Genomic DNA, 26,347 nt, shown 5'->3' on the forward strand with positions numbered 1-26,347 from the left:
TCCTCGTTATTGACGATAGAAGGCACATTTAGCCCAATCCAAAGGAAAGCACTCTTCGGGCAGCTGAAAGCGTCAAAAAGCCTCTTCATGCTGGTGCATTACCTGCCGCTGTTCGTGAAAGAGCTCAGCACGTCGGCTGGGCTCTGTCGGGACTCAGGGGGTTACCGAGGCGCTGGTTCCTGGTCGTCGCTTTCGCCAGGCACCGGCGTCGAGGGCTCGTCAGGATCGAGCACAGACTGATCGGCGCCATCCGTATCGGCAGGCTCCGGTGGCTCAGCCGGAGCAGGCTCTGTGGCCTGCCCACCTTGCTCCCTAGCCAGCTGGACGTCGATCCCGAACATCGACCTTGCGATCATTCCGGGAGCCTGTGGCGAACTGAATCTTTGCCAATGAGTGGTCGTTGTGATCATGGGTCACCTCGCAGTGAGGCCAATAGTGGCCTCACTGTATTGGAGACGCGCAAGGAGGTACCTGTTCAGTGGCCACTATGACCGATGGTCCCGAGGCTCAAGGCACCTGCTTTTCATTCCTGGCAGCGGTGAGCGACCGTTCCGATAGCGCCTGCTGGCGTTGCTTCGCCATCTTCTGCATCCGCAGCTCGGCATTGCGGGCCTGGGTCTCCTCCAGCGTGGGCGGCAACTGCTCCCGCGGCGCTCCAGCATCTATTCGGCTCTTCGTCTGCTCGGACATATCTGCTCCTGGGATGGCTGCATCGGTGCAGCATGAGAAGCGTGCGGGTGATCGCCGTTCACTGGCCATCATCACCAGCGGTCCGAAGATCATACGACCCAGGGCGAGTCGGAGCAGCGCTCCGGTACCCACGGCGGCCTTATCACCGCTGGCGGACCTATGAGACAATGAACGCAATGTCCGGCATGAGCTTCGGCCTCATCGCCCTACAGCTGGGAAACCCTCCTCCAGATTTTTCTTTCCACCTACGCTCGCTGGATCGGCACAGGTTCAGCTCTGAGCGAGATAGCCAAGCTCGGCGTCGGTATCGAATCGATACCGTCAGCTCTCGCGACGCCTTTAGTCCCTAATAGGTACCCCCTTGATCTCCACCGCTAACATCACCATGCAGTTTGGCGCCAAGCCGCTGTTCGAGAACGTGTCCGTCAAATTCGGCAACGGCCATCGCTATGGCCTGATCGGCGCCAACGGCTGCGGCAAGTCCACCTTCATGAAGATTCTCGGGGGTGATCTCGAGCCCACCGGCGGCCAGGTGATGCTCGAACCCAACGTGCGCCTTGGCAAGCTGCGCCAGGACCAGTTCGCCTACGAAGACTGCACCGTCATCGATACCGTGATCATGGGCCACGCCGAGTTGGCCAAGGTCAAGGCCGAGCGCGACCGCATCTACTCCCTGCCGGAAATGAGCGAAGACGACGGCATGGCAGTGGCCGAACTGGAAGTGCAGTTCGCCGAATACGATGGCTACACCGCCGAAGCGCGGGCGGGCGAGCTGCTGCTCGGCCTGGGCATCCCGCAGGACCAGCACTTTGGCCCCATGAGCGCCGTCGCCCCCGGTTGGAAGCTACGGGTACTGCTGGCCCAGGCACTGTTCTCCGATCCGGAACTGCTGCTGCTTGACGAGCCCACCAACCACCTGGATATCAACACCATCCGTTGGCTGGAAGGCATCCTGGTCGCGCGCAACAGCACCATGATCATCATCTCCCACGATCGCCACTTCCTGAACAGCGTCTGCACCCACATGGCCGACCTGGACTACGGTGAGCTGCGCCTGTTCCCGGGTAACTACGACGAGTACATGACCGCCGCCACCCAGGCCCGCGAGCGCCTGCTGTCGGACAACGCCAAGAAGAAGGCCCAGATCGCCGAACTGCAGCAGTTCGTCAGCCGCTTCTCGGCCAACGCCTCCAAGGCCAAGCAGGCCACCAGCCGGGCGCGCCAGATCGACAAGATCCAGCTGGACGAGGTCAAGCCGTCCAGCCGCGTCAGCCCCTTCATCCGCTTCGAGCAGAACAAGAAGCTGCACCGCCAGGCGGTGACCCTGGAGAACGTCACTCAAGGCTTCGACGGCACCCCGCTGTTCAAGCGCCTGGGCCTGCAGATCGAAGCCGGCGAGCGGGTCGCCATCATCGGCCCCAACGGCATCGGCAAGACCACCCTGCTGCGCACCCTGGTGGGCGAGATGGCTCCCCAGAGCGGTGAAGTGAAATGGACCGACAGCGCTGATGTCGGCTACTTCGCCCAGGACCACGCCGAGGATTTCGCCGACGATGCCACCCTGTTCGAGTGGATGGCCCAATGGACCCAGGGCGGCGAGCAAATGGTACGCGGTACCCTGGGCCGCATGCTGTTCTCCAGCGACGACATCCAGAAGTCGATCAAGGTCATCTCCGGTGGTGAACAGGGACGCATGCTGTTTGGCAAACTGATCCTGAAGAAGCCCAACGTGCTGGTGATGGACGAGCCCACCAACCACCTGGACATGGAGTCCATCGAGGCGCTGAACCTGGCCCTGGAAAACTATCCGGGCACCCTGATCTTCGTCAGCCACGACCGCGAATTCGTCTCCTCCCTGGCCACCCGCATCCTCGACATGAGCGAGAGCGGTGTGGTGGATTTCAGCGGCAGCTATGACGATTACCTGCGCAGCCAAGGCATCAACGGCTAAACCCGAGGTCCGTGTAGTGGGTCCTGATACCCACTACACGGTTAAAATAGATGGTGCCCTAAGCAGTTACCCTAGGTATCATTTCGCACCGAAACGGGTACTCGACCAGGATCGCCGCGATCAATACCTATCGTTTGCGCCGGGAGGCCAGGGGTCTCCTGCCACGTCTCGTAACACGTAGCGCCCCCTACCGGCACGCTCGACGGGCTCCCTGTCGCATCCTGGCCACCCCGCCTGGTATCGGCCTCCGCCGATCCACCAGGACATTTGGCTCCAACTTAATAAATCAGAACATTGCCGGACGGCCGCTGTCGCAACTGACTGCCATGCCCTACCGGTTGCTTGCCCCTGCTCGGCCGTTTGCGGCCAGCTCGGGGTTGCCCAACTCGAGGTCGGGCTCCGACGCCCGATCTCCCTCAGGTGTAAAGCGAGACACTGTCTCAGGAGTACGATGAATGCACAGTGGTAACGAAGAGTCGGATTTCGTTTTCGTCGGCGCGGGAATCATGAGTGCGACCCTGGCGGTCATGCTCAAGGAGCTGGAGCCCACGAGTACCGTCGAGGTACTCGAACTGCTCGACGTAGGCGCGGCGGAGAGTTCCAACCCCTGGAACAACGCCGGAACCGGCCATGCGGCCCTCTGCGAGTTGAACTACACGCCCGAAAAGGCGGACGGCAGCATCGACGTCACCAAGGCCCTCAGCATCAACGGCATGTTCGAGGCTTCCAGGCAGTTCTGGTCCTACCTGGTCGAGGAAGGCCACTTCGGTTCGCCGCGCGCCTTCATCAGCCCCGTGCCACACATGTCCTTCGTGCATGGCGCCAAGGACATCGCCTTCCTGCGCAAGCGCTATGAGGCCCTCAAGGACCACGCCTGCTTCGACGGCATGGAATATTCCGAGGACCACGCCAAGCTGCGCGAGTGGATGCCCCTGGTGATGGAAGGCCGGCCAGCTACCGAAGCCGTGGCGGCGACCCATGTGGCCGGTGGTACCGACGTCAATTTCGGCGCCCTGACCATGAGCCTGCTGGGTCACCTGCAGACCCGCCCCGGCACCCAGGTCCGCTACAACCAGAAGGTGGTGGACCTGACCCGCGAAGCGGATCAGCGTTGGCGCCTGACCATCGAGGACAGTCGCTCCGGCGCGACCCGCACGCTGATCGCCAAGTTCGTCTTCCTCGGCGCCGGTGGCGCGGCCCTGCCGCTGCTGCAGAAGTCCGGCATCCCCGAGGGCGCCGGCTACGGTGGCTTCCCGGTGAGCGGACAATGGCTGCGCTGCGACGATCCGCACATCGTCGAACGGCACCAGGCCAAGGTCTACGGCCTGGCCGGGGTCAACTCCCCGCCAATGTCGGTGCCGCACCTGGACACCCGCGTGGTGGATGGCAAGAAGTCGTTGCTGTTCGGACCCTTCGCCGGTTTCACCACCAAGTTCCTCAAGCGCGGTTCCTTCCTCGACCTGCCCAAGTCGATCAAGTCGGGCAATATCGGCCCCATGCTCGCCGTGGCGCGGGACAACATGCCGCTGACCCGCTACCTGGTCGGCCAGGTACTGCAGTCCTTCGACCAGCGCGTCGAGGAGCTGCGCGCCTTCTACCCGGCCGTGCGCAAGCAGGACTGGCGCCTGGAAGTGGCCGGCCAGCGCGTGCAGATCATCAAGAAGGACCCGCAGAAAGGCGGCATCCTGCAGTTCGGCACCGAGATCGTCGCCTCCGGTGACGGTACCATCGCCGCCCTGCTGGGCGCCTCTCCAGGTGCTTCCACCTCGGTGTCCATCATGCTGACCCTGGTCGAGCGCTGCTTCCCGAGCCGCTATCAGAGCGAAGAGTGGCAGGCCAAGCTGCGCACCATGTTCCCTTCCTTTGGTCAGAAGCTGGCCGAAGAGCCGGAGCTACTGCGGGAAGTGCGCGAGCGCACCACCCGTGTACTGCAACTCGACCAGCCGGCGTGATACCCAAGGCGCCGAGCCGGAAGCGGTCCGGCGCCTCCTTTCCCCGCGAGCCTGCTCCAGCGCCCTAGTGGCTTCCTCTCCCCCTGGGAGAGGACTGGAGTGGGGATCCTCCCCTGCCCCGACGACCCGCGACCTAATCCCCCAGCGCCGCGCCCTCGCGCCGCGGATCGGCGCCGCCCTGCCATCCTGATCCCACCCGGCGAATGACCTGGATGCCACTGGTCATCTCGTCTTCGCGCAGCTGATGCCCACGCTGCTCCAGCGCCTGGCGCAAGGCCGGCGTGGTCTCGCCGCGCTCCAGCTCGGTGGGGCCGTTACGGCTGCCGAAATTCGGCAGGCCCGCCGCCGATTGGGGATCCAGCTGCCAGTCCAGCAGACCAACCAGTGTCTTCACCACATAGCCGGCGATCTGCGAGCCACCCGGCGACCCCAGAGCCGCTACCAGGTCGCCGCTCTGGCGATCGAATACCAGGGTGGGCGACATGGTCGAGCGCGGGCGCTTGCCCGGTTCGACCCGATTGGCCACTGGCAAGCCCTTCTCGCGGGGCACGAAGGAAAAGTCCGTCAACTGGTTGTTGAGCATGAAGCCCTTCACCATCAGGTGGGAGCCGAAGTAACTCTCTACCGTGGTCGTCATGGACAGCGCGCCACCCCAGGCATCCGCAGCGACCACTTGGGAGGTGGAGATGCGCAACGGTGAACGATCCGGCGCCCAAGCCAGGGTCGGCCCCGGAGGCGTACCCGGGGCGGCCTTGCCCAGGCTGCGCTCGCCTACCTGCTGAGCGCGACTGGCCAGATACCCTGAATCGAGCAGGCCGCTGACGTTGACCGGCACCAGATCCGGGTCCGCCACGTATTGGGCGCGATCGGCATAGGCCAGGCGTTCGGCCTCACTGATCAGGTGCACGGCTTCCGGTCTGGGCTCCTGCGCCGCCGGCAGCGCGGTTGGCACCGGGCGCAAGGGGGCCAGGGCCCAGGCCGGATCGCGCGCCTCCAGCGCCTGGAGAATGCCGAGCGTCTGGGCCACGGTGATACCACCGGCCGGCGGCGGCATGCCGCAGACGCGCCAGCGTTGGTAGTCGGTGCACAGCGGCGTGCGGACCTTGGCGCGATAACCGGCAAGGTCCTTGAGGCTCAGGCTACCGGGATTGGGACTCCCCTGTACCGCTGTGGCGATGGCTTTGGCCAAGTCGCCGCGATAGAGCGCGGCCGCACCCTCCTTGGCAATCAGCGCCAGGGTATCGGCCAACTCAGGGTTACGCAGGCGGGTTCCCACCGGCTTCACCTGGCCTTGGGCATCCAGATAGAGCGCAGCCATGCCGGGCGATTGCCTAAGGAAGGGATCGTGGAGGAGCTGGTTGTGCAACCGTGGCGACAGTGGAAAGCCTTCCCGCGCCAGGCGAATGGCCGGCTCGAACAGGCTTTGCCAAGCCAGCTTGCCATGGTCGCGATGGGCGAGCTCCAGGGCGCGCAATACCCCCGGTACGCCCACCGAACGACCACCGATGCGGGCCTCTTCGAAGGCCATGGGGCTGCCATCCGCGTGCAGGAAGAGATTTTCCGTGGCGCCTGCGGGCGCCGTCTCGCGACCATCGTAGGCCTGGACCCGGTGACCGTCCCAATAGAGCAGGAAAGCACCGCCGCCGATACCCGAGGACTGGGGCTCGACCAGGGTCAGAACCGCCTGCATGGCGATGGCGGCATCGATGGCCGAACCACCTCGGCGCAGGATCTCGCGCCCCGCCTCGGCGGCGAGGGGATTGGCCGCTGCCGCCATCTGCCGGGTGGCTTCACTGGCCGTCAGCCCGGTCCGGTAACCAGAACCGGCCTCGGGAGCCGTGGGCAAGGGGATTTCGCGACTCTGGCTACAGGCGGCCAGGATCAGGGACAAGAACAGTGGCGTGAGGATCGTTCGAGGGGTTCGCAACATGGGGCTCCTGGGCAACGGGCGGCATTTGCCCGCAAGCCTAGCCCATCACCTGCATCGGTGCCGCTTGCCTGACCTCAGAGCGGCAGGTGACGGTGCAGAAAGCCGCCGCAGAGCACATCCAGCCACAGCAACTGATGCAGGGCTACGATGGCGAAGAACACCAGGCGAAAACTCAGCTTGACCGTCTTGTGGCGAAACCGCTGCTGGGCGATCAGGGCGCCCGGCCAGCCGCCGAGCAGCTCGCCCAGGTGCAGGACTCGCTCCGGTACCCGCCAGCCCTTGTCGCGTGCGCGTTGCTTGTCATGCTTGTAAAGCAGGTAGGTGACGATGCTGGCGATCAGGTATAGCGGCAGTGGCCAGAGCACGCCGCGACCGAAGGCCAGGGACAGCATGCCGACCAGGGGCAGGATGAAGACCGCGATCTGCAGCAGCGCCAGCATGTCCTGACGGGCGATGGCCGCGCGCTGTTGATAGGGCGTCGGCGCGGACGCCCGCTTGGCGGTCTTGGGCGTAGCGGACTGCGCAGATGCACGAGCCGGCTTGCGCCGGCTCTGCTGTTCCTTCTCGGGTTTCACCCGGCCGCCTTGGCCGCATGCCAGTCGATCCAGCCGAACTGCCAGGTGGCCAGGATCAGCAGTCCGAAGACGATGCGGTACCAGCCGAAGACCACGTAGCTGTGATTGCCGATGAACTTCAGCAGCGCCTTCACCGCCAGCATGGCGAAGATGAAGGAGGTGACGAAACCAACCGCGAAGATCATGGCGTCGCTAGGGACGAACATGTGGCGGTACTTGTAGACCGAATAGACCGTCGCGCCAACCATGGTGGGCATGGCCAGAAAGAAGGAGAACTCGGTGGCTGCCTTGCGCGACAGGCCGAACAACAGGCCGCCGATGATGGTCGAGCCGGAACGGGAGGTGCCCGGAATCATCGCCAGGCACTGGGCGAAACCGACCTTGAGGGCATCGTGCCAGCGCATGTCGTCCACTTCTTCCACGCGGATGCGGTGCTTGCGCTTTTCCGCCCAGATCATGATCACGCCGCCGATCACCAGGGCGAAGGCCACGTTGATGGGGTTGAACAGGTACTCGTGGATCAGGTCGCCCAGGATCACACCCAGCACCGCCGCCGGCAGGAAGGCCACGATCAGGTTGCCGGTGAACCGCTGCGCATAGGATTTGCGCGGCAGGTCGGTGACGATCTCGAAGACCTTGAAGCGGTACTCCCAGACCACGGCCAGGATGGCCGCCAGCTGAATCACGATGTTGAAGGCGATGACGGTATCGCCGCGAAAGCCGATCAGGTCAGCCACCACGATCTGGTGGCCGGTACTGGAAACCGGCAGGAATTCGGTGATGCCCTCGACGATCCCCAAAATCAGCGCCTGCAAGGCACTCCATAGGTCCATGGTATTACTCCATCCAAGTGAAACATTTGCAGGTAGCCGGGTCCGAAGACGCCGGCGGCAACGGGGTTCGAACCGTGACGCTCCGCAGGGCGTGGCCCTTCGCGGTACCCAGGACAGCTCATGCTGTAGCGGCCGCCCGGCACCTTACCAGAGCGAGACCGGTTGAAGAGACCGATAGACGGCCATTAGGTGCCGTACAATGACGAATTGAATCTTTCCGGATGTGAAGCATGTCGTTTCTGGAGTCACTCACCACCCTGCTGGGCATGTCGCCCGTGGAGCTGCTGGCCGCCGTTCTCGGGGTGATCGCCGTCTGGCTGACGGTCCGCCAGAACATCTGGGCCTGGCCCATAGGCCTGGTGATGGTGGTGCTCTACGTCTGGATCTTCTACAACGTCAAACTCTATTCCGACATGCTGCTGCAGTGCATCTATGCGGTGCTGCAGCTCTACGGCTGGTGGCAGTGGCTGCGTGGCGGCCAGCAACATCAGGGTCGGGTGGTCAGCTCGCTCACCGCCAAGCCGTTGCTGGCCGGCCTCCTGGCGGGTGCGCTGGGTAGCCTTGCGCTCGGCTATCTCATGGGCACCCACACCGACGCCGCCTTGCCCTGGCTGGACGCGGCGCTCACCGGCTTCAGCCTGGTCGCCCAATTCTGGATGGCGCAGAAGCGGCTGCAGTGCTGGGTGCTGTGGTTCGTGCTGGACGTCATCTATGTGGGCCTCTTCTATTACAAGGGCCTCTACCCCACCGCGCTTCTCTATGCGGTCTTTGTCGCCCTAGCCGCCTACGGCTGGCTCGACTGGCGCCGCGCCCTGGCGAGCCCTCGATGAAGGTCGTGGTGCTGACCGGCCCCGAGTCGAGTGGCAAATCCTGGCTGGCGACGGTCCTCGCCGAGCGATTCGGCGGTGTCCGGGTCGACGAGTACGTCCGCGAATACTGCGAGCGGCACGGCACCGACACCACCCTGGCGGACGTGGAAGTCATCGCCCACGAGCAATTGCGCCGCGAAGACCAGGCGCGGGCCGCCACGCCGGCCCTGCTGCTGCTCGACACCCATCTGCTCAGCAACCTGCTGTGGAGTCGCCTGCTGTTTGGCGACGCGCCTGCCTGGCTGGAACCCGCGCTGCTGGCCCGCCGCTACGACCTGCACCTGCTGCTCGATCCCCGCGATGTGGCCTGGCAGGACGATGGGCAGCGCTGCCAGCCGGATCTCGCCGAGCGCCTGGCATTCTTCGCCCACTGCCGGGACTGGCTGCGGGCGCATCGCCAGCCGGTCCTGGAAATCTCCGGCGATTGGGCCGAGCGGCAACAGGCCGCGCTGGCCGCGGTGAGCCGATTGCTGCACGAGTCCTGACCCGCCGGTAGAATGACGCCCTGTACCGGAGAACGCCATGCACGACGACGATGCCTCTTTCGCTGACTTCACCCGCGGGATCCGTCCGCTCAAGCAGGATCGCGCCGACACCGGCAAGCCACGCGCCGACCTCGGCCAGGTCGCCCAGCGCCGCGCCGATGCGACCAGAACCACGACCGCGATCCGGGTCGACGGCCTGAGCGATGCCTTCGTCATCGACGTGGGCGCCGAGGACGAACTCTACTGGGGCCGTGACGGACTGCAGGACAGCCAGTTGCGCCGCCTCAAGGGGGGGCAGATCCCCTTCGAAGGTAGCCTGGACCTGCACGGCATGACCGTGGAGAAGGCGCGCGAAACCCTCTGGGACTTTCTCGCCGAGGCGACCCGCCTGGAAATCCGTTGCGTGCGGGTCACCCACGGCAAGGCCGCGCGCACGGATGGCCGCCGGCCGCTGATCAAGAGTCACGTCAACACCTGGCTGCGCCAGCACCCCCAGGTGCTGGGTTTCACGTCCTGCCTGCCGCGCCATGGCGGGACCGGCTCGCTTTATGTCTTGCTCAAGCGCACCATGCTAGAAGGTCGCGACGAGTGATCCTGTGACTCGGGTGACGTCTCATCCGAGCGCTCTCTTCCTTATCGACAAACAGGAACCCAAATGTCTCTCGAACAGCACTACTCCTCGATCCTGACCGGACTCGGCGAAGACATCAGCCGGGAGGGGCTGGTGGACACGCCCAAGCGGGCGGCCAAGGCCATGCAGTATCTCTGCCGCGGCTACAACCAGACGCTGGAAGAAGTGGTGGGCGACGCCCTCTTCACCTCGGACAACAGCGAGATGGTGCTGGTGAAGAACATCGAGCTGTATTCCCTGTGCGAGCACCACATGCTGCCCTTCATCGGCAAGGCCCATGTCGCCTACATGCCCAAGGGCAAGGTACTGGGCCTGTCCAAGGTCGCACGAGTGGTCGACATGTTCGCCCGCCGCCTGCAGATCCAGGAAAACATGACCCGGCAGATCGCCGAGGCCATCGAGCAGGTCACCGGCGCGGCAGGTGTCGCCGTGGTGATCGAGGCACAACACATGTGCATGATGATGCGCGGCGTGGAAAAGCAGAACTCGTCCATGGTCACCTCGGTGATGCTCGGCCAGTTCCGCGCCAACGATGCCACCCGCGCGGAATTCCTCGGCCTGATCAATCGCTGAGACCGCTGCGACGTCCGCTATCCTGAAGGGTCGAAACCTCGATCCTTCAGGAGACTCCCACACCATGCCGGACGTCCATAGCCTTACCCTGCTCAGGGCGCAGCCCGAACGCTCTCTGGCGCTGGGCGCCCATCTGCTGGATCTGGCCACCCTGGCCGTGACGGATGCGGGATGCCTGGACTACCGGGTATTCCAGGGCGGTGAAGACCGCGATCTCTGGGTGATCCAGGCCCGCTGGGCCTCGGTCGCCGCCCAGGACGATCACTTCAACCAGCCGCATACCCTCGCCTTTCTGGACGAGTTGCCCAAGCTGGCGGACGAGGTAGATCTGTATCCGCTGGAGCCCAAAAAGCCTACGGCTGAGCTTTGACGAGAGGCTGCCAGGCTTGCGATAAAGCGTAGGTTGGGCTGAGACGGCTTTATCGTCGAAGCCCAACGGGGCCGGCGCCAAGGCAGGAGCTGTTGGGCTTTGCTGGGCTCAGCCCAACCTACGACTTGATTGACCTTTTACGGCCATTGCGATCTGCAGACGCGGCCGGTCCCGAAAAGGTACCACCGTCGTAGGGTGGACAACGGCGCAGCCTTGTCCACGAACGGGCATCGGCATCAGGTGGAAAACCCTACGCGGTTTTCCACGCTACGGGCTGGACGCAATCGCGGCCATGGGCCGCTCCTACATTTGTTCGGTGTACCTGTAGGAGCGGCCCATGGCCGCGATAAACGAGAGCAAAGGCACAGCAGTGCGGACCGCGATAGTCGCGATCAACTGCAACTCAATACTCGGACAGCGCAAAGCTCGTCAGGGCGAAAGTGGGAATGCCTGCCGCTTCCAGGCGCTTGGAGCCACCCAGCTCAGGCAGGTCGACGATGGCGGCGGCTTCATGGACCTCGGCGCCCAGGCGCTTGATCAGGTTGCCAGCGGCGACCAGGGTGCCGCCAGTGGCGATGAGGTCGTCCACCAGGAGCACCGAATCACCGGCGCCGACGCTGTCCTTGTGCACCTCGATCACCGAGTCGCCGTATTCGGTGCTGTAGACCTCGGTCAGCAGCTCCGCCGGCAGTTTGCCCTGCTTGCGAAACAGCACCAGTGGTTTGCCCAGTTCATAGGCCAGGATCGGGCCGATGAGGAATCCGCGCGCATCCAGCGCCCCGACATGGCTGAAGGACGCCGAGCGATAGCGTTCCAGCAGTGCCTCCATGACGGCACGCAGGCCTTCGGGCGACTGGAACAACGGCGTGATGTCCCGAAAGATCACCCCCGGCTTGGGAAAATCGGGCACGGCACGGATGAGGGATTTCAGGGCGGATTCGGAAAAGGACATGGCAGAGACTCTCGGGCGTCGGGCGCCTGGTTGAACACGATTGCACAGTATACCGGGGCCTGCCCAGCCAGGGCCAACCAGCCGTCCCTGGAAGCTGAATCGATTCATGTAGTGACTTCCGTTGACAGCTACCAACGAAGCGGACATCCTCCTTCCCGCGCAAACGTTTGCGCGACCACAAGAACCATAAGAATTCGGAGATCCCCTATGCTGGCCTTTCGCCCTGCCCGCCTGCTGGCGGCTATCGCTCTCACCTCCGCTTCGCTGATCCTGCCGCTCACCGCCAGTCATGCCACGGCCGCCGAAAAGCCCAAGGTCGCGCTGGTCATGAAGTCCCTCGCCAACGAATTCTTCCTGACCATGGAAGACGGCGCCAAGACCTACCAGAAAGCGCATTCCGCGGACTTCGACCTGATCTCCAACGGGATCAAGGACGAGACCGATACCTCCAGCCAGATCCGCATCGTCGAGCAGATGATCGTCTCCAAGGTCGATGCCCTGGTCATCGCGCCGGCCGACTCCAAGGCCCTGGTTCCGGTGCTGAAGAAAGCCAGCGACGCCGGTATCAAGGTGGTCAACATCGACAACCGCCTGGATCCCGAGGTGCTCAAGTCCAAGGCCCTGGACATTCCCTTCGTCGGCCCCGACAACCGCAAGGGCGCACGCCTGGTGGGCGAATACCTGGCCAAGCAGCTCAAGCAGGGTGACCAGGTCGGCATCATCGAGGGCGTCTCCACCACCACCAACGCCCAGCAGCGCACCGCGGGCTTCAAGGACGCCATGGAAGCGGCCGGCATGAAGATCGTCGGCGTGCAGTCCGGCAACTGGGAGATCGACAAGGGCAACGCTGTCGCCGCGGCCATGCTCAACGAATACCCGGACCTGAAGGCCCTGCTGGCGGGCAACGACAGCATGGCGCTGGGTGCCGTTTCCGCCGTGCGCGCCGCTGGCAAGAAAGGCCAGGTGCAGGTGGTCGGCTACGACAACATCAAGGCCATCAAGCCGATGCTCAAGGACGGCCGCATCCTCGCCACCGCCGACCAGTACGCCGCCAAACAGGCCGTGTTCGGTATCGAAGCCGCGCTCAAGCTGGTCAAGGGCGAGCCCACCGGTGCCAAGGACGGGGTGATCGAGACGCCGGTCGAACTCGTCACCCAGCCCTGATCCGAGGAGAACCCCATGTCGTCCGAGGTCATCCTCAGCGCCCGCGGCATCGGCAAGACCTATGCCCAGCCGGTACTCGGCGGCGTGGACCTGGAATTGCGCGCCGGCCAGGTGCTGGCGCTCACCGGGGAAAACGGCGCCGGCAAGAGCACCCTGTCCAAGATCCTCTGTGGCCTGGTGCAGCCCACCACCGGTGAGCTGAGCTTCCTCGGCCGCCCCTATGCACCGGGTAGCCGCCGCGAGGCGGAAGCCCAGGGTGTGCGGATGGTCATGCAGGAGCTCAATCTGCTGCCCACCCTCACCGTGGCGGAAAATCTCTTCCTCGACCGCCTGCCCCGCCGTTTGGGCTGGATCGACCGGCGCCAGCTGCGCGAACAGGCGCGGCTGGCCATGGCCCAGGTCGGTCTGGAGTCCATCGATCCCGATACCCCCATCGCCGAGCTCGGTGTGGGTCACCAGCAGATAGTGGAAATCGCCCGCAACCTGATCGGCGATTGCCGGGTGCTGATCCTCGACGAGCCCACCGCCATGCTCACCTCCCGCGAGGTGGAGCTGCTGTTCGAGCAGATCGAGCGCCTGCGCGCCCGAGGCGTGGCGCTGGTCTACATCTCCCATCGCCTGGAAGAACTCAAGCGTATCGCCCAGCAACTGGTGGTGCTGCGCGACGGCCGCCTGGTGGCCGATGCGCCCATGGCGCACTACGGCATCGACGAGATCGTCAGCCTCATGGTGGGTCGCGATCTTGGCGAACACCTGGACATGGGCGAGCGCCGCTTCGGGCCACCGCTGCTGGAAGTCCAGGGCCTGAATCGCGCGGACAAGGTGCGCGACGTCTCCTTCAACGTCCGCGCGGGCGAGATCTACGGTATCTCCGGCCTCATCGGCGCCGGTCGCACCGAATTGCTGCGCCTGATCTTTGGTGCCGACCGTGCCGACTCCGGCGCGGTGCGCCTGGCTGGCAAGCCGGTCGACCTGGGCTCGCCGGCCAAGGTGGTGCGTCAGGGCATCGCCCTCATCACCGAGGATCGCAAGGGCGAAGGGCTGCTTCTCAGCCAGCCGATCAGCGCCAATATCGCCCTCGGCAATATGGCCAAGGTCGCCCGGCAGGGCGTGGTCAGCGGCGTCCGCGAGGCAGCCCTGGCCGAGCGCCATATCAAGAGCCTGCGCATCCGCTGCAACGATGGCACCCAGCCGGTGGGCGAGCTCTCCGGCGGCAACCAGCAGAAGGTGGTGATCGGGCGTTGGCTCGAACGCGACTGCCAGGTGCTGCTGTTCGACGAACCCACGCGCGGCATCGACGTCGGTGCCAAATTCGAGATCTATGGCCTGCTGGCCGAACTCACTCGCCAGGGCAAGGCCCTGGTGGTGGTCTCCAGTGACCTGCGCGAGCTGATGCTGATCTGCGATCGCATCGGCGTGATCTCCGCCGGGCGCCTGGAAGCCACCTTCGAACGCCATGACTGGGATCAGGAGCGGCTGCTGGCCGCCGCCTTCGCCGGCTATCGCTCGCGCGAAGCCATGCTGGAAGAACCTGTCCCGCCGCAACCTCTTTCTCAGGAAGCCATTCGATGAGCAGTCTTCCCGTCACCTCCTCCCGCCGTGCCTTCGGCCTGGGCCTCGGCACCTACGTGGGCCTGGCCGCCGCGCTGCTGGCGATGATCGTGCTGTTCTCCCTGTTGAGCAGTCACTTCCTGTCCTACGCGACCTTCACCACCCTGGCCAACCAGATCCCCGATCTGATGGTGCTGGCCACCGGGATGACCTTCATCCTGATCATCGGCGGCATCGACTTGTCGGTGGGCTCGGTGGTGGCCCTGGCCGCTGCCGTGGTCAGCGTCGCCACCCTGGAGTGGGGCTGGGGCATCCTGCCGGCTGCCGCCCTGGGCATGCTCTGCGCGGCCCTGACCGGCACCCTCACTGGCAGCGTGACCGTCGCCTGGCGCATCCCGTCCTTCATCGTCTCCCTGGGCGTACTGGAGATGGCGCGTGGTGTGGCCTACCAGCTGACCGATTCGCGCACCGCCTACATCGGCGATGCCTATGCCTGGCTGTCGACGCCCGTCGCCTTCGGCATCTCGCCGTCCTTCGTCATCGCGCTGCTGGTGATCGTGGTCGCGCAGCTGCTGCTGACCCGTTCGGTGCTCGGCCGCTACCTGATCGCCATCGGCACCAACGAGGAAGCGGTCCGCCTCGCGGGGATCAACCCCAAGCCCTACAAGATCATCGTCTTCGCCCTGATGGGCCTGCTGGCGGGCCTGGCCGCGCTGTTCCAGATATCGCGCCTGGAAGCCGCCGACCCCAATGCCGGCGTCGGCCTGGAACTGCAGGTGATCGCCGCCGTGGTGATCGGCGGGACCAGCCTCATGGGCGGTCGCGGCTCGGTGATCAGCACCTTCTTCGGCGTGCTGATCATCTCGGTGCTGGCTGCGGGCCTGGCCCAGATCGGCGCCAGCGAACCGACCAAGCGCATCATCACCGGCGCGGTCATCGTCGTCGCGGTGATCCTCGACACCTACCGTAGCCAGCGCGCCAAGAGACAGGGCTGATGGCGACCATCAAGGATGTCGCCGCGCGCGCCGGCATCTCCTACACCACGGTCTCCCATGTGGTGAACAATAGCCGCCCGGTCAGTCCGGGCGTGCGGGAAAAGGTCGAGGCGGCCATCGTCGAGTTGGGCTACGTGCCCAGCGGCGTGGCCCGCTCCCTGCGCAGCCGCGCCACCGGCACCTTTGGCGTGCTGGTGCCCAATGCGGTGAACCCCTATTTCGCCGAACTGGCACGCGGCATCGAAGATCACTGCGAGCGCCAGGGCTACAGCGTCATCCTCTGCAATTCCGATGACGATGCGGACAAGCAGCTGCGCTATCTACGAGTACTCAAGGAGCGACGGATCGACGGTCTGGTGGTCGCCACCGTGGACGGCGATCCGCGCTTCGCCAGGGCCCTGGCTGGCCTGCGCATCCCCCTGGTCCTTGCCGACCGGCCACTGGAGGGCGTCCAGGCCGCACACATTCGCGTCGATCACCACCAGGGCGGGCTGCTCGCCACCCGCCATCTGCTGGAACTCGGCCACCGCCGCATCGCCTGCATTGGCGGTCCTGGCGACTCTCCGGTCGCCAGCGAGCGTATCACCGGCTACCAGCAGGCCCTGGCGGACGCGGGCGTGCCAGCAGGTACCATCCGGCGCTGCCCCTTCACCGCCGCCGCCGGTCATGCCGCGGCGCGCGAGCTGCTGGCCCAGCAAGAGCGTCCGACCGCGATCTTCGCCGGCAACGACACCATCGCCCTGGGCGTGCTGCGCGCCGCCGCCGAACACGGGCTCAGCGTACCCGGCCAACTCTCGGTAGTAGGCTTCGACGACATCGAACTCAGCCGCTATCTCTACCCTGCCCTGACCACCATCGGCCAGTCGATCCGCGACCTCGGCGAGCGCGCGGCCCAGTTGCTGCTGGCGCGCCGCGAGGCGGTCGGCAGCCCTTCCACCCACGACATCGCCGTACCCCGGCTGGTGCTGCGCGAATCCACCGCGGCGCCCCCTGCTCTGGAGACCTCCCATGCACCCTGACGTCATCGTCATCGGCAGCCTCAACATGGATCTGGTGGTGCGCGCCCCGCGCCTGCCCAAGGGCGGCGAGACCCTCGCCGGCCATGACTTCACCACGGCGCCTGGCGGCAAGGGCGCCAACCAGGCGGTCGCGGCCGCGCGCCTGGGGGCCCGGGTCGCCATGATCGGCTGCGTCGGCGCCGATCCCTATGGAGACTTCCTCACCCGCAGCCTGGTCCAGGAAGGCATCGATTGCCGCGGCGTGTCGGTGGCCGCCGAGGTGCCTACAGGCATCGCCTCGATTCTGGTGGACGACCAGGGGCAGAACACCATTGTCATCGTCGCTGGCGGCAACGGCGAGCTGTCCGCCGCGCACCTGGAAGAACAGGCGACGCTGCTCGACCAGGCCAAGCTGGTGATCGCCCAGCTGGAGGTTCCCCTGGCCACCGTAGGCGACGCCCTGGCCCGCGCTCACGCCCTGGGCAAGACGGTGATCCTCAATCCGGCACCTGCCACGGGGCCGCTACCGGCCGACTGGTACGCCCATATCGACTATCTGGTGCCCAACGAAAGCGAGGCCAGCCTGCTCACCGGCCTGCCGGTGGACGATCTGCAGCAGGCGGAAGCGGCTGCACGCCAGCTGGTCGCCGCCGGCGCCCGCCAGGTGCTGCTGACCCTGGGCGGCCAGGGCCTGCTGCAGGTCAGCGCCGACAGCTGCCGTCACCACCCGGCCACTCCGGTCAAGGCGGTGGACACCACCGCCGCCGGCGACACCTTTCTCGGTGGCTTCGCGGCCGGTCTCGCCGAAGGCCTGAGTGTCGATGAGGCCATCGCCCTCGGCCAGCAGGCAGCGGCCATCGCCGTCACCCGTCCTGGTGCCCAGCCCTCCATTCCCACCCGCCAGGAGCTCGCCCGGTGAAAAAGACGCCTTTGCTCAATATCGCCCTGTCCCAGGCCGTCGCCAGTCTCGGTCATGGTGATCTGGTGGTCATCGGTGACGCTGGCATGCCCGTGCCGCCCGGTACGCCGCTGGTGGACCTGGCCGTCACGCCTGGCGTGCCCGACTTCCTCAGCGTCCTGCGCGCCCTGCTCAGCGAGATGCAGGTGGAAAGCCATCTGCTCGCCGAGGAGTCCCTCGTCGCCCAACCGCCCGCGCTGGCTGAACTGGAGCACCTGACCACGGAGGGCGCCCTGGGCACTCGGCGCCTGGTCTCCCATGCGGAGATGAAGACCCTGTGTCGCCAGGCGCGGGTCCAGATCCGCACCGGTGAATGCCAGCCCTATACCAACCTGATCCTGGTCGCCGGCGTGGCCTTCTAGCCTGCCGCGGGCAGCAACAGACGCCGGGTTGCCAGCAGCTCCAGGGGCCGGGCGAAGTGATAGCCCTGGGCATGGCGCGCGCCCATGTCCTTGAGCAATTGCAGCGCCTGGGCGTCCTCGACACCCTCGGCGACCACATCCAGCCCCAGGGACTCGGCCATGCGCACGATGGCGCGCACGATGGCGACACTGCGGTTGCTTTCCGCCAGGCGCAAGACAAAGGACTTGTCGATCTTGAGGCCACGAAAGCGGTATTCGTGGACGTAGCCCAGCGACGAAAAACCTGCGCCGAAATCATCCAACACCACCGAGACGCCCTGGCGGTCGAGGGCCTCCATGGTGGCCTTGGCCCGTTCTGGCTCGGCCACCAGGGCGCCCTCGGTCAACTCCAGGCAGATGCGCGAAGGTGCCACGCCATGCGCCGCCAGGATGCCCAGCACCTCGTCGGCGAACTCCGGCCGCACGATGCTGTAGCTGGAGCAATTGACGTGCACCACCGGCCAGTGGGCCTGGGCGGGCTCGGCCAGGATGGCGGCGATCCGCGTCAGCATGTAGGTATCCAGGCGCCCGATCAGGCGCAGCCCCTCCAGCTCGGTCAGGAAAGCCGCGGGGGCCAGCACGCTGCCGTCAGGCTGACGCCAGCGGATCAAGGCTTCCAGTGCTGCGACCCGTCCGGTCCCCACCTCGACGATGGGCTGGAAGAACGGCTCCAGCTCGTTGCCGTTCTTTAGCGCCTTGCGCAGTGCACCCTCCCGTACCACCTGGTCGGACACCACCTGGCGCAGTTCCTGGTTGAACACCGCGAAGTTGTCGCGCCCACCCTGCTTCACCCGGTACATGGCCGTGTCGGCATCGCGCAGCAGGTCGTCCGGCTGCCGATGCAGCGCGGGATCGGCAACCACGATGCCGATGCTGCAGGAGGCGAACAGACTGTGGTCGTCGAACACCAAGGGGCGATCGAAGGCCTCGATGATGCGCTGGGCGATGGCCACCGGCGGTTCCAGACCGCCGCCAGGCACCAGAATGGCGAACTCGTCGCCGCCCAGCCGCGCCAGCAGGTCGGTGTCCCTCAGGCAGCTGGACAGGCGCTCGCCGGCTGCGATCAACAGGAGATCGCCAAAGGGGTGGCCGAACTGATCGTTGATCCTCTTGAAGCGATCCAGATCGAGAAACATCACCGCCAGGCCCGTCCCCTCGCGCTCCAGGGCCGACCAGTGCAGGCTCAGGCGCTGCTGGAAGAAGCTGCGATTGGGCAGGCGCGTCAGGGCGTCGTGATTGTTCTCGTACAGCAGCCGGGCGTTGGCCTCGTCCAGCGCCCGGGTCCGTTCCTGCACCCGCACTTCCAGGGCATGGCGGGACTGCTGGATCGCCTCGGCGGCGCTGCGCCGTGACAACGCGGTGTCGATATGGCGCGACACGAACGTCAACAACTCCTGATCGCGTCGGCTGTAGTAGACGTCTTCTCGATAACTCTGTACCGCCAGCACCCCACGAACGTGCTTGCCATCGTAGAGCGGGATGCCCAGCCAGGACCAGGCCTCGAAGGTACCCGGCACCGGGGTGATTTCTCCCTGGGCGACCAGCAGGCGAGCCTTCTGCCGATCGATGAGACAGGGCCGCCGCTGGCGGATGGTGTATTCCGTGTAACCCCGGCTGCCACGCCGGGCGATCGGTGCCGTGGCGCGGCGCTCGTCGGCGAAATAGGGAAAGCTCACCTCACCCGACGCGTCGTCGTAGAGCGCGATGTAGAAGTTGTGGGCATAGAGCAGTTCACCGACCACCTGGTGCAGACCGCCTAGCAACTCGGGCATGTCCGTGCTGGCGCTGGAGAGTTCGGCGATGCGAAACAGGGCGGCCTGCAGTTGCTCGGCGCGCTCGCGTTCGGCGATCTGTTCGCGCAGCCGGGCATTGACCTCGGACAGTTCCTGGGTGCGCTGCCCTACCGTGGCCTCCATATCCTCGCGCCGAAGGATGCGATCCAAGGCCATGGCCACGTCGCGCGCGATCACCTGGAACAGCGCCTGGTCCTCGCTGCCGTAGCGCCGCTCACGGTCATAGACCTGCAGGCTGAGCACGCCGAAGGTGCGATCGGTGCCATCCTTGAGCGGGATGCCCATCCAGAATTCGGGGACCGATCCCTGGCAATAATAGGGACCCTGTACCTGAGCGGCTTCGATGGCCTCCTTGGGCAGCAGCAGGGGCACCCCGTGCATGAGCACATAGGCCGTCAGGGAGGGGCGCGTCCGGTCCATGAGCTCGAAGGAGCCTGGCTCTGGCGGGCTTTCATCGCGCTGGTCGAAATAATAGGGATAGTGGATCTGCTCCGAGTCGACATCCTGTAGCGCCAGGCAGAAGTTCTCGGCGTCGATCAGCGTCACCAGCAATTCATGGGTGCGCCGCATGAACAGCTGACGATCCACCGTCGAACTGGCCAGGTAGGTAATATCATAGAGCACCTGCTGAACGGCCTGGGCGCGCTGCAGTTGTAGCCGTTGCAGGACGAAGCCGAACCTGAGGGCCAGGGCGGCGAAATCGGTATGACCGTCAGGGCGCGCAAGGAGCCAGCCCAGGGGCGTCGGGCCACTTCCCGTCGGATGGCAACTGACCCCTACCTCGGCGCACCGCTGAGTCAGCTCATCGTCATCGAGCAGCGGTGGCCAGTCGCTGGCGCCACTGCCCATGGCCATCCGCGACCAGTTACCCCGCCGCTGATACCAGGCCCAGTCGGCAGCCGCTGCAGCCATGCGCAACTGCGCGATGATCTCCTCTACCTCCAATCCAGGCGCATTCGGATCCGGCCAGTTTCCTTCTGGCGAACGTTGCAGCCCCGGTAAGCGTGCGTCCAGCTGCTGCTTCTCAGGCACCTTCATGCTGACTCCTTCCCTTGCACTCCTCGAATCCTGACACAGAAGCCAGTGGCCTCGGCAAGTTAGAGGTGAACGGTTTACCTGGGGGTGCGAACGGCAAAGATATGACTAAAACCAAAAATACTGCGACAGGACTTGTACAGCAAAAAGCCTCTTGTCCAATAAATCGCCTTGCCAGATACCCCTTTGCCGCTGCGCTTGTAGAACAAACAGTGGCCTACCTTTCCATCGATCCGAAAGACCATCACGCAGCGAATCTATGGCTAGAGAGAAGCCACTAATAAGCAGACAGATCGCAATCTGGCGGGGCGTTCCAGCCCGTTGTCGCCTCTCTTCAAGAGCAGGAGTTTTTCATGACCGCTTCCAAAAAAGACAACCTCATCGACTGGCTGCGCGATGCCCACGCCATGGAAGAACAGGCCGAGAAAATGCTCTCCGCCCAGTCCGCGCGACTGGAGCACTATCCGCAGCTGCGCCAGCGCATCGAGCAGCACATCCAGGAAACCCAGGAACAACGCCAAGTGCTCGAAGGCTGCCTGACCCGCCTCGGCAGCAGCGCCTCCACCCTCAAGGACATGGGCGGCAAGTTGATGGCGCTGGGGCAGGCCATCGGTGGCGCGCCCATGAGCGATGAGGTCATCAAGGGCGCCATCGCCGGCTATATGTTCGAAAACATCGAAATTGCTACCTATACCGTCCTGATTGCAGCGGCTGCCGATGTCGGCGACCGCGAAACGCAGCAGGCCTGCGAACGCATCCTCGAACAAGAGAAGGCCATGGCGGCGTGGTTGCTGGAAGACCTGCCCGTCACCACCCGAGCCTTCCTGGAACGCTCCGCCGACCCCGATTTGACCGCGAAGCGCTGAACCGCCCGTGCTCTACCCGTGACTAGCCCCTGGAGGTTACATGTTCGTCCATAACAAGCGACTGCAATATACCGTGCGCGTGTCGGAGCCCAATCCGGGCCTTGCCAACCTGATGCTGGAACAATTCGGCGGTCCCCAAGGCGAACTCGCCGCCGCCATGCGCTATTTCACCCAGGCGATAGCCGAGCTCGACCCGGGTCGTAAGGACATGCTGTTCGACATCGCCACCGAAGAGCTCAGCCACCTGGAAATCATCGGCTCGATGATCGCCATGCTGAACAAGGGCGCCAAAGGCGACCTGGCCGAGAAAACCCAGGAAGAAGCGGACATGTATCGCTCCCTGACCGGCGCGGGCAACGACTCCCACCTCACCCAGATTCTCTACGGTGGTGGCCCGGCCCTGACCAATTCGGCTGGCGTACCCTGGACCGCGGCCTACATCGACACCATCGGTGAACCGACTATCGATCTAAGGTCCAACATCGCCGCCGAAGCGCGGGCCAAGATCGTCTACGAACGCCTGATCAACGTCACCGACGATGCGGGCATCAAGGACACCCTGAGCTTTCTGATGACGCGCGAGATCGCCCACCAGAAATCCTTCGAGAATGCCCTGCACTCCATCCAGCCCAACTTCCCCCAGGGCAAGATGCCGCCGCGTCCGGAGTTCGCCAGCGTCTACTACAACATGTCGCAAGGCGAAGGCGATCTGCGCGGTCCCTGGAACCAGGGTCAGGATTGGGAATACGTGGAGCAGCCCGGACCTGCCGTGGATGGCGGCGACGGCATGGCCAGCGTCAAGCTGCCGCCCATGCAGGCCAAGGCGGTGGAGCAGCTCGCGACCCGGACCATGTCGGATCCCGAAGCCGCGCCGGTAACCGGTGCTGATCTGGGCGCTGGTCTGGCCAAGCAGCTCGACAAGAACCGCCTGGACGAGTGATGTAGAAGCGGCGACGCCTTTATGGCGTCGCCGCTTTCTCCCCGCGCTGACGACCTTCCGTCGGCCAATTCACCCTACCCCCTCTTTCGCACGAACCTGGCCATTTGCCATCGGTCCTACCGCTCTCATCGTAGTAGGGAACCCCTGATGGAAGATTATCTGTTGGCCTTCGCCATGGTCGCTCTGACCGCCCTGTTCATAGGTCTCACTACCGTCGGTCTGGTGGAATTCACCTGATGGCGTTTTGCCGCTTTTAGCGCTGAACATTTGCCCCGCGGCGCAGTCTGCCGCTGTGCATTGATGCCATCACGTCATCTCGACGTAGCCAGGGACGCCACCATGAAACGCCACGCTTACGCCTTAGCCTTCGTTGCAGCCGTCGTATGCAGTACCCCCGCCTTCGCCATGGACCAGGATGCCCTGCAGTTCGAGCAGGCCAGCATGCTTGCCTTCAAGAGTTGCGCGAACAAGGCAGTCATCGCCGGTACCCGCATCGGCGACACCGCACGTTTCTCCGATACCGACAGCTGTGTCGACCAGGCCCTGTCGCAGGTCGAGCCCGCCTACCAGAAGGCGCTGACCTCCCTGCGAAACAACGGTACCGCACGACGCTGCCTGCAGACCTACTACAGCAATTGGCTGACCCTCATGAAATCCCTGCCGGCGCTGCAGTCCAAGCCGCCGTCCTCGGTACTGCTGACCGCCAACGGTGGCGAGCGGCGGCTCAACCAGTACTGGCAATTCGTGGTCAGCGCACGCTGAACCCAGGCGCGCCAGCCTAGGGGAGCACTGCTCCCCTTTTTCATTTCAGCCAATGGCGACATGGCCCGGTTGCGCTGCGACCCGGCCCAGCCAGGCGCTGATCGCCGGAAAATCGTCCAGCGCAAAGCCGCCCTCCTCGGCCACATGGGTATAGGCATAGAGCGCGATATCGGCGATGGAGTAGCACTCGCCGACCAGGAAAGGCGTTCGCTGCAACTGCTGCTCCATCACTGCCAGCGCCCGGTAACCACGCGTCAGGCACTGTCGATGCTCGGCTCGACGCTCCTCTGGCATTCCCTGGTAGAGCTGGATGAAGCGTGCCACCGCCACATAGGGCTCGTGACTGTACTGTTCGAAGAATTGCCACTGCAGCACCTGGGTCCGTAGCCGCGGCTCGCGGGGCAGAAAGGTCGTGCCTTCGGCCAGGAAATTGAGGATGGCGTTGGACTCCCACAGGCAGGTGCCGTCTTCCAGTTCCAGTACCGGAATCTTGCCGTTGGGATTCTTTGCCAGGAACGCCTCGCGCTGGGTTTCACCGGCGAGGATATCGACCTCGTGCCAGTGATAGTCCAGCCCGAGCAGGTGCAGCATCAGCACCACCTTGTAGCAGTTGCCGGAACGACGATCGCCATAGACCTGATACATCTCACAGCTCCTTGTTGGTAGGGGTGGCGTCCCGAATCACATCGGCCAGGCGCGCCAGGCCGGTATCCAGCCGCGCGGGCAGCACATGACTGAAATTGAGTCGTAGCAGGCCAGGGTGTCGATCCGGATCGGCGAAGAAGGGCTCGCCCGGCATGAAGGCGACATCCTGTGCCAGCGCCCTGTCCAGTAGCGTACGGGTATCCAGTGGCGTTTTCAGTCGCAGCCAGAAAAACAGGCCACCCTGGGGTAGCTCCCAGTCGGCGATATCGCTGAAGTGTCGCGTGAGCGCCGCGGCGAAACCGTCCCGGCGCTCGCGATAGAAACTGTGCAACTCGGCCAGGTGCCGCTCATAACGCTCACTGCCCAGCCACTGCAGCACCTGCCATTGGCTCATGCGGCAGGTATGCAGATCGGCGGCCTGCTTGAGGGCTCTTAGCGGCTGGAGCAGGTCGGGTGAGGCGATCAGATAGCCCACCCGCAAACCAGGCATCAGCGACTTGGACAGACTGCCGGTATGGATCCAGGCGCTGCGCTTGAGCTGAGCGCACAGCGGCCGCGCCGGTGCGCCGTCGTAGCTGAGTTCGCGATAGGGCTCGTCCTCGACCAGGGTCACCGCGAATTCATCCAGCAGCGCCGCCACCGCCGCGCGATTGGCCGTGGAATAACGCACGCCGGAGGGATTCTGGAAGGTCGGGATCAGATAGGCGAACGCTGGCCGCTGCTGCTCCAGGCGTTCACGCAGCTCCTCCAGATCGAGTCCCTCGGAGGTCAGGCTGACACCCAGGCACTCGGCGCCAAAGAACTGGAAGCTCTGCAGGGCCGCCAGGTAGGTAGGCCCTTCCACCAGTACCGGGGTGCCGACGTCGAGGTACAGCTTGGCGATCAGATCCAGCGCCTGCTGTGAGCCCGTGGTCACCAGCACTTGTTCCGCCGTGCAGTCCAGTCCATAGGCACGCGCCTGGGCGGCGATGGCCTCACGTAGCGCCGGTTCACCCTCGCTCATGCCGTACTGCCCAAGCCCGGGTGGCATTCCGCTCCAGTCCACGGTGGGCAGACAACACTCAGCCGGCAGGCCACCGGCGAAGGACATCACCTCCGGCCGCTGTGCCGCCGCCAGGATGTCACGGATCAGGCTGCTCTTGAGTCGGGTCACCCGTTCGGAAAATGCCATCTGCCCTCCTGTGGCCTGCGGCCTGGCAATGAGTCAAACTACTTGACCGACCCTAATCCACCCTTGAAAGACAAGTCAATATGCTTGACCTAAATCAGACCACCCAGCAGCGCCTGGTCATGGAGACCTTTTTCTTCGGTTACCAGGCCTTCACCGCCAAGGCCGACGACATGCTGGCCCGCCGTGGCCTGAGCCGAGTGCACCAGCGCATCCTGTTCTTCATCGCCCGCGAACCTGGGCTGAGCAACAAGGCCCTGCTGGAGGTGCTCAACGTCAGCAAGCAGGCGCTGAACATCCCGCTGCGGCAGTTGCTGGAGATGCAACTCGTGATCATGGAGACGGATACCGCGGACAAGCGTAAACGGCGGCTGTCGCTGACCCGTGGCGGTGCGGCGCTGGAACAGACCCTGAGACGGGAACAGATGCGGCTGGTGCAAGCAGCGCTGGGCGCGGTCGGCCCGGACGCCGCCGCGGGCTGGTTGGCGTTCAATCAGGCCTTGGCCGGCCATCACGATACCGCGGCTGTTAGTCAGGACAGTTGAGCACACCTGATCGATCATGGAGAACTGTATCGGTCGTTCGCGGCCTCGGTGTACGGATACCGCCTGTCGACGCCTGGCTAAGCTGGCGCAAAGCCCAGGAATGTCCTCATGACCGTCGAACTCCTCTCTGCCTTCATGCTCTTCGCCTTTGTCTCCTCCGCCACGCCGGGACCCAACAACATGATGCTGCTGGCCTCAGGGGTCAACTTCGGCTTCCGGCGTACCCTGCCGCACATGTTCGGCATCAGCCTCGGTCATATGCTGCTGGTCATCTGTACCGGCCTGGGCCTGGGTCAGCTGTTCGTGCTCTATCCACCCCTGCAGATCGCCTTGCGGGTGATTGGTGGCGCCTACCTGCTCTATCTGGCCTGGAAACTGGCCACCGCGTCAGCGCCCACACCACGGGAGACAGGCAGCGGCAAGCCCTTCGGCTTCTTTCAGGCCGCGGCCTTCCAGTGGGTGAATCCCAAGGCCTGGGTCATGGCCATCGGCGCCGTCACTGCCTATATCCCGGCCGAGAACTTCACCGCCAACCTGTTGCTGGTCGCCGTGCTCTTCGCCCTGATCAACCTGCCCAGCGTCAGCCTCTGGACGCTGTTCGGCATGGGCTTGCGGCGGCTGCTCAGCAGTCCTGCGCGACTGCGATTGTTCAATTGGAGCATGGCGCTGCTGCTGGTACTGTCCCTCTACCCCATCCTGTTCGGCCATCACTGAG

The 26,347-nt window shown here is 64.7% G+C and carries 26 protein-coding genes; 18 read left to right on the forward strand and 8 right to left on the reverse strand.

Annotated elements, in window-relative coordinates:
* Positions 1 to 507: 507 nt before the first annotated feature.
* Complete coding sequence (locus APT59_RS11430; protein ID WP_059314952.1) at positions 508 to 690, reverse strand: hypothetical protein; 183 nt, start codon at positions 688 to 690, stop codon at positions 508 to 510.
* Positions 691 to 1,051: 361 nt separating this feature from the next.
* Here APT59_RS11430 and APT59_RS11435 point away from each other — a divergent pair, with 361 nt between their 5' ends.
* The gene (locus APT59_RS11435) at positions 1,052 to 2,641 is read left to right on the forward strand and encodes an ABC-F family ATPase (RefSeq protein WP_059314953.1); all 1,590 of its coding nucleotides are present in this window, start codon (positions 1,052 to 1,054) and stop codon (positions 2,639 to 2,641) included.
* A gap of 455 nt (positions 2,642 to 3,096) precedes the next feature.
* A complete protein-coding gene (gene mqo / locus APT59_RS11440) occupies positions 3,097 to 4,593 on the forward strand; it encodes a malate dehydrogenase (quinone) (RefSeq protein ID WP_059314954.1) in 1,497 nt (498 codons plus the stop codon).
* A 133-nt stretch (positions 4,594 to 4,726) separates the two neighbouring features.
* Here the strand turns inward: mqo and APT59_RS11445 are convergent, their stop codons facing one another.
* The 3 genes from APT59_RS11445 to APT59_RS11455 form a co-directional block, all read right to left on the reverse strand.
* A complete protein-coding gene (locus tag APT59_RS11445) occupies positions 4,727 to 6,523 on the reverse strand; it encodes a gamma-glutamyltransferase family protein (RefSeq protein ID WP_059314955.1) in 1,797 nt (598 codons plus the stop codon).
* A gap of 74 nt (positions 6,524 to 6,597) precedes the next feature.
* On the reverse strand, positions 6,598 to 7,098 hold the full coding sequence (locus APT59_RS11450; protein WP_082696335.1) for a DUF1294 domain-containing protein: 501 nt from the start codon (positions 7,096 to 7,098) through the stop codon (positions 6,598 to 6,600).
* Complete coding sequence (locus APT59_RS11455; protein ID WP_059314956.1) at positions 7,095 to 7,931, reverse strand: undecaprenyl-diphosphate phosphatase; 837 nt, start codon at positions 7,929 to 7,931, stop codon at positions 7,095 to 7,097. The genes APT59_RS11450 and APT59_RS11455 overlap by 4 nt, the downstream gene beginning before the upstream one ends.
* Before the next feature lie 266 nt (positions 7,932 to 8,197).
* Here APT59_RS11455 and pnuC point away from each other — a divergent pair, with 266 nt between their 5' ends.
* The 5 genes from pnuC (at position 8,198) to APT59_RS11480 (ending at position 10,859) form a co-directional block, all read left to right on the forward strand.
* On the forward strand, positions 8,198 to 8,761 hold the full coding sequence (gene pnuC / locus APT59_RS11460) for a nicotinamide riboside transporter PnuC (RefSeq protein ID WP_059316880.1): 564 nt from the start codon (positions 8,198 to 8,200) through the stop codon (positions 8,759 to 8,761).
* Positions 8,758 to 9,285, forward strand: a complete 528-nt coding sequence (locus APT59_RS11465; protein WP_059314957.1) for an AAA family ATPase — start codon at positions 8,758 to 8,760, stop codon at positions 9,283 to 9,285. The genes pnuC and APT59_RS11465 overlap by 4 nt, the downstream gene beginning before the upstream one ends.
* 37 nt (positions 9,286 to 9,322) lie before the next feature.
* Positions 9,323 to 9,877: a Smr/MutS family protein gene (locus APT59_RS11470; protein WP_059314958.1), complete on the forward strand. Its 555-nt coding sequence runs from the start codon at positions 9,323 to 9,325 to the stop codon at positions 9,875 to 9,877.
* A gap of 63 nt (positions 9,878 to 9,940) precedes the next feature.
* Positions 9,941 to 10,489, forward strand: a complete 549-nt coding sequence (gene folE / locus APT59_RS11475; protein WP_059314959.1) for a GTP cyclohydrolase I FolE — start codon at positions 9,941 to 9,943, stop codon at positions 10,487 to 10,489.
* 64 nt (positions 10,490 to 10,553) lie between these two features.
* The gene (locus tag APT59_RS11480) at positions 10,554 to 10,859 is read left to right on the forward strand and encodes a putative quinol monooxygenase (protein WP_059314960.1); all 306 of its coding nucleotides are present in this window, start codon (positions 10,554 to 10,556) and stop codon (positions 10,857 to 10,859) included.
* Between the two features lie 403 nt (positions 10,860 to 11,262).
* On the opposite strand, the gene APT59_RS11485 is transcribed toward APT59_RS11480, so the two are convergent.
* Positions 11,263 to 11,811, reverse strand: a complete 549-nt coding sequence (locus tag APT59_RS11485; protein ID WP_059314961.1) for an adenine phosphoribosyltransferase — start codon at positions 11,809 to 11,811, stop codon at positions 11,263 to 11,265.
* A 207-nt stretch (positions 11,812 to 12,018) separates the two neighbouring features.
* On the opposite strand from APT59_RS11485, the gene APT59_RS11490 reads away from it, so the two are divergent.
* Genes APT59_RS11490 through rbsD form a run of 6 tightly spaced genes read left to right on the forward strand, consistent with a single transcriptional unit; the run spans position 12,019 to position 17,839 of the window.
* On the forward strand, positions 12,019 to 12,975 hold the full coding sequence (locus APT59_RS11490) for a sugar ABC transporter substrate-binding protein (protein WP_059314962.1): 957 nt from the start codon (positions 12,019 to 12,021) through the stop codon (positions 12,973 to 12,975).
* Positions 12,976 to 12,990: 15 nt separating this feature from the next.
* Positions 12,991 to 14,547: a sugar ABC transporter ATP-binding protein gene (locus APT59_RS11495; RefSeq protein ID WP_059314963.1), complete on the forward strand. Its 1,557-nt coding sequence runs from the start codon at positions 12,991 to 12,993 to the stop codon at positions 14,545 to 14,547.
* A complete protein-coding gene (locus APT59_RS11500; RefSeq protein WP_059314964.1) occupies positions 14,544 to 15,521 on the forward strand; it encodes an ABC transporter permease in 978 nt (325 codons plus the stop codon). The genes APT59_RS11495 and APT59_RS11500 overlap by 4 nt, the downstream gene beginning before the upstream one ends.
* Positions 15,521 to 16,540 (forward strand): LacI family DNA-binding transcriptional regulator, encoded by a 1,020-nt coding sequence (locus tag APT59_RS11505; RefSeq protein ID WP_059314965.1) that lies wholly within the window; start codon positions 15,521 to 15,523, stop codon positions 16,538 to 16,540. The genes APT59_RS11500 and APT59_RS11505 overlap by 1 nt, the downstream gene beginning before the upstream one ends.
* Positions 16,530 to 17,438: a ribokinase gene (gene rbsK / locus APT59_RS11510; protein ID WP_059314966.1), complete on the forward strand. Its 909-nt coding sequence runs from the start codon at positions 16,530 to 16,532 to the stop codon at positions 17,436 to 17,438. Before APT59_RS11505 ends, rbsK begins: the two co-directional genes overlap by 11 nt.
* Positions 17,435 to 17,839, forward strand: a complete 405-nt coding sequence (gene rbsD / locus APT59_RS11515) for a D-ribose pyranase (RefSeq protein ID WP_059314967.1) — start codon at positions 17,435 to 17,437, stop codon at positions 17,837 to 17,839. Before rbsK ends, rbsD begins: the two co-directional genes overlap by 4 nt.
* On the opposite strand, the gene APT59_RS11520 is transcribed toward rbsD, so the two are convergent.
* Positions 17,836 to 20,709: an EAL domain-containing protein gene (locus APT59_RS11520; protein ID WP_237140509.1), complete on the reverse strand. Its 2,874-nt coding sequence runs from the start codon at positions 20,707 to 20,709 to the stop codon at positions 17,836 to 17,838. The two genes, rbsD and APT59_RS11520, sit on opposite strands and share 4 nt — an antisense overlap.
* A 350-nt stretch (positions 20,710 to 21,059) precedes the next feature.
* On the opposite strand from APT59_RS11520, the gene APT59_RS11525 reads away from it, so the two are divergent.
* The 3 genes from APT59_RS11525 to APT59_RS11535 all read left to right on the forward strand — a co-directional run bounded on the left by APT59_RS11525 (position 21,060) and on the right by APT59_RS11535 (position 23,274).
* A complete protein-coding gene (locus APT59_RS11525) occupies positions 21,060 to 21,572 on the forward strand; it encodes a ferritin-like domain-containing protein (RefSeq protein ID WP_059314968.1) in 513 nt (170 codons plus the stop codon).
* Positions 21,573 to 21,612: 40 nt separating this feature from the next.
* Positions 21,613 to 22,512: a manganese catalase family protein gene (locus APT59_RS11530; protein ID WP_059314969.1), complete on the forward strand. Its 900-nt coding sequence runs from the start codon at positions 21,613 to 21,615 to the stop codon at positions 22,510 to 22,512.
* A gap of 339 nt (positions 22,513 to 22,851) precedes the next feature.
* Complete coding sequence (locus APT59_RS11535) at positions 22,852 to 23,274, forward strand: hypothetical protein (RefSeq protein WP_237140510.1); 423 nt, start codon at positions 22,852 to 22,854, stop codon at positions 23,272 to 23,274.
* Positions 23,275 to 23,319: 45 nt separating this feature from the next.
* Here APT59_RS11535 and APT59_RS11540 read toward each other — a convergent pair whose 3' ends face one another.
* Together APT59_RS11540 and APT59_RS11545 are read right to left on the reverse strand one after the other, a co-directional pair.
* Positions 23,320 to 23,919, reverse strand: coding sequence for a glutathione S-transferase family protein (locus tag APT59_RS11540; RefSeq protein WP_059314970.1), 600 nt, complete (start codon positions 23,917 to 23,919; stop codon positions 23,320 to 23,322).
* Between the two features lies 1 nt (position 23,920).
* Positions 23,921 to 25,090 carry a PLP-dependent aminotransferase family protein gene (locus APT59_RS11545; RefSeq protein ID WP_059314971.1) on the reverse strand — a complete coding sequence of 390 codons (1,170 nt, stop codon included), beginning with the start codon at positions 25,088 to 25,090 and terminating at the stop codon, positions 23,921 to 23,923.
* Positions 25,091 to 25,170: 80 nt separating this feature from the next.
* On the opposite strand from APT59_RS11545, the gene APT59_RS11550 reads away from it, so the two are divergent.
* Together APT59_RS11550 and APT59_RS11555 are read left to right on the forward strand one after the other, a co-directional pair.
* Positions 25,171 to 25,632 (forward strand): MarR family winged helix-turn-helix transcriptional regulator, encoded by a 462-nt coding sequence (locus tag APT59_RS11550; protein ID WP_059314972.1) that lies wholly within the window; start codon positions 25,171 to 25,173, stop codon positions 25,630 to 25,632.
* A gap of 108 nt (positions 25,633 to 25,740) precedes the next feature.
* Positions 25,741 to 26,346: a LysE family translocator gene (locus APT59_RS11555; protein ID WP_059314973.1), complete on the forward strand. Its 606-nt coding sequence runs from the start codon at positions 25,741 to 25,743 to the stop codon at positions 26,344 to 26,346.
* Position 26,347 lies beyond the last annotated feature (1 nt).

It is taken from the genome of Pseudomonas oryzihabitans (assembly GCF_001518815.1).
GTDB lineage: Bacteria > Pseudomonadota > Gammaproteobacteria > Pseudomonadales > Pseudomonadaceae > Chryseomonas > Chryseomonas oryzihabitans_E.

Coding starts and splice junctions, on each gene's coding strand:
- folE (WP_059314959.1), top strand. CDS start 9,941: ATGTCTCTCGAACAGCACTACTCCTCGATCCTGACCGGACTCGGCGAA.
- APT59_RS11470 (WP_059314958.1), top strand. CDS start 9,323: ATGCACGACGACGATGCCTCTTTCGCTGACTTCACCCGCGGGATCCGT.
- APT59_RS11445 (WP_059314955.1), bottom strand. CDS start 6,523: ATGTTGCGAACCCCTCGAACGATCCTCACGCCACTGTTCTTGTCCCTG.
- APT59_RS11505 (WP_059314965.1), top strand. CDS start 15,521: ATGGCGACCATCAAGGATGTCGCCGCGCGCGCCGGCATCTCCTACACC.
- pnuC (WP_059316880.1), top strand. CDS start 8,198: ATGTCGCCCGTGGAGCTGCTGGCCGCCGTTCTCGGGGTGATCGCCGTC.
- mqo (WP_059314954.1), top strand. CDS start 3,097: ATGCACAGTGGTAACGAAGAGTCGGATTTCGTTTTCGTCGGCGCGGGA.
- APT59_RS11485 (WP_059314961.1), bottom strand. CDS start 11,811: ATGTCCTTTTCCGAATCCGCCCTGAAATCCCTCATCCGTGCCGTGCCC.
- APT59_RS11525 (WP_059314968.1), top strand. CDS start 21,060: ATGACCGCTTCCAAAAAAGACAACCTCATCGACTGGCTGCGCGATGCC.
- APT59_RS11550 (WP_059314972.1), top strand. CDS start 25,171: ATGCTTGACCTAAATCAGACCACCCAGCAGCGCCTGGTCATGGAGACC.
- APT59_RS11480 (WP_059314960.1), top strand. CDS start 10,554: ATGCCGGACGTCCATAGCCTTACCCTGCTCAGGGCGCAGCCCGAACGC.
- APT59_RS11535 (WP_237140510.1), top strand. CDS start 22,852: ATGAAACGCCACGCTTACGCCTTAGCCTTCGTTGCAGCCGTCGTATGC.
- APT59_RS11520 (WP_237140509.1), bottom strand. CDS start 20,709: ATGAAGGTGCCTGAGAAGCAGCAGCTGGACGCACGCTTACCGGGGCTG.
- APT59_RS11490 (WP_059314962.1), top strand. CDS start 12,019: ATGCTGGCCTTTCGCCCTGCCCGCCTGCTGGCGGCTATCGCTCTCACC.
- APT59_RS11540 (WP_059314970.1), bottom strand. CDS start 23,919: ATGTATCAGGTCTATGGCGATCGTCGTTCCGGCAACTGCTACAAGGTG.
- APT59_RS11555 (WP_059314973.1), top strand. CDS start 25,741: ATGACCGTCGAACTCCTCTCTGCCTTCATGCTCTTCGCCTTTGTCTCC.
- APT59_RS11495 (WP_059314963.1), top strand. CDS start 12,991: ATGTCGTCCGAGGTCATCCTCAGCGCCCGCGGCATCGGCAAGACCTAT.
- APT59_RS11430 (WP_059314952.1), bottom strand. CDS start 690: ATGTCCGAGCAGACGAAGAGCCGAATAGATGCTGGAGCGCCGCGGGAG.
- rbsK (WP_059314966.1), top strand. CDS start 16,530: ATGCACCCTGACGTCATCGTCATCGGCAGCCTCAACATGGATCTGGTG.
- APT59_RS11530 (WP_059314969.1), top strand. CDS start 21,613: ATGTTCGTCCATAACAAGCGACTGCAATATACCGTGCGCGTGTCGGAG.
- APT59_RS11500 (WP_059314964.1), top strand. CDS start 14,544: ATGAGCAGTCTTCCCGTCACCTCCTCCCGCCGTGCCTTCGGCCTGGGC.
- APT59_RS11465 (WP_059314957.1), top strand. CDS start 8,758: ATGAAGGTCGTGGTGCTGACCGGCCCCGAGTCGAGTGGCAAATCCTGG.
- APT59_RS11545 (WP_059314971.1), bottom strand. CDS start 25,090: ATGGCATTTTCCGAACGGGTGACCCGACTCAAGAGCAGCCTGATCCGT.
- APT59_RS11455 (WP_059314956.1), bottom strand. CDS start 7,931: ATGGACCTATGGAGTGCCTTGCAGGCGCTGATTTTGGGGATCGTCGAG.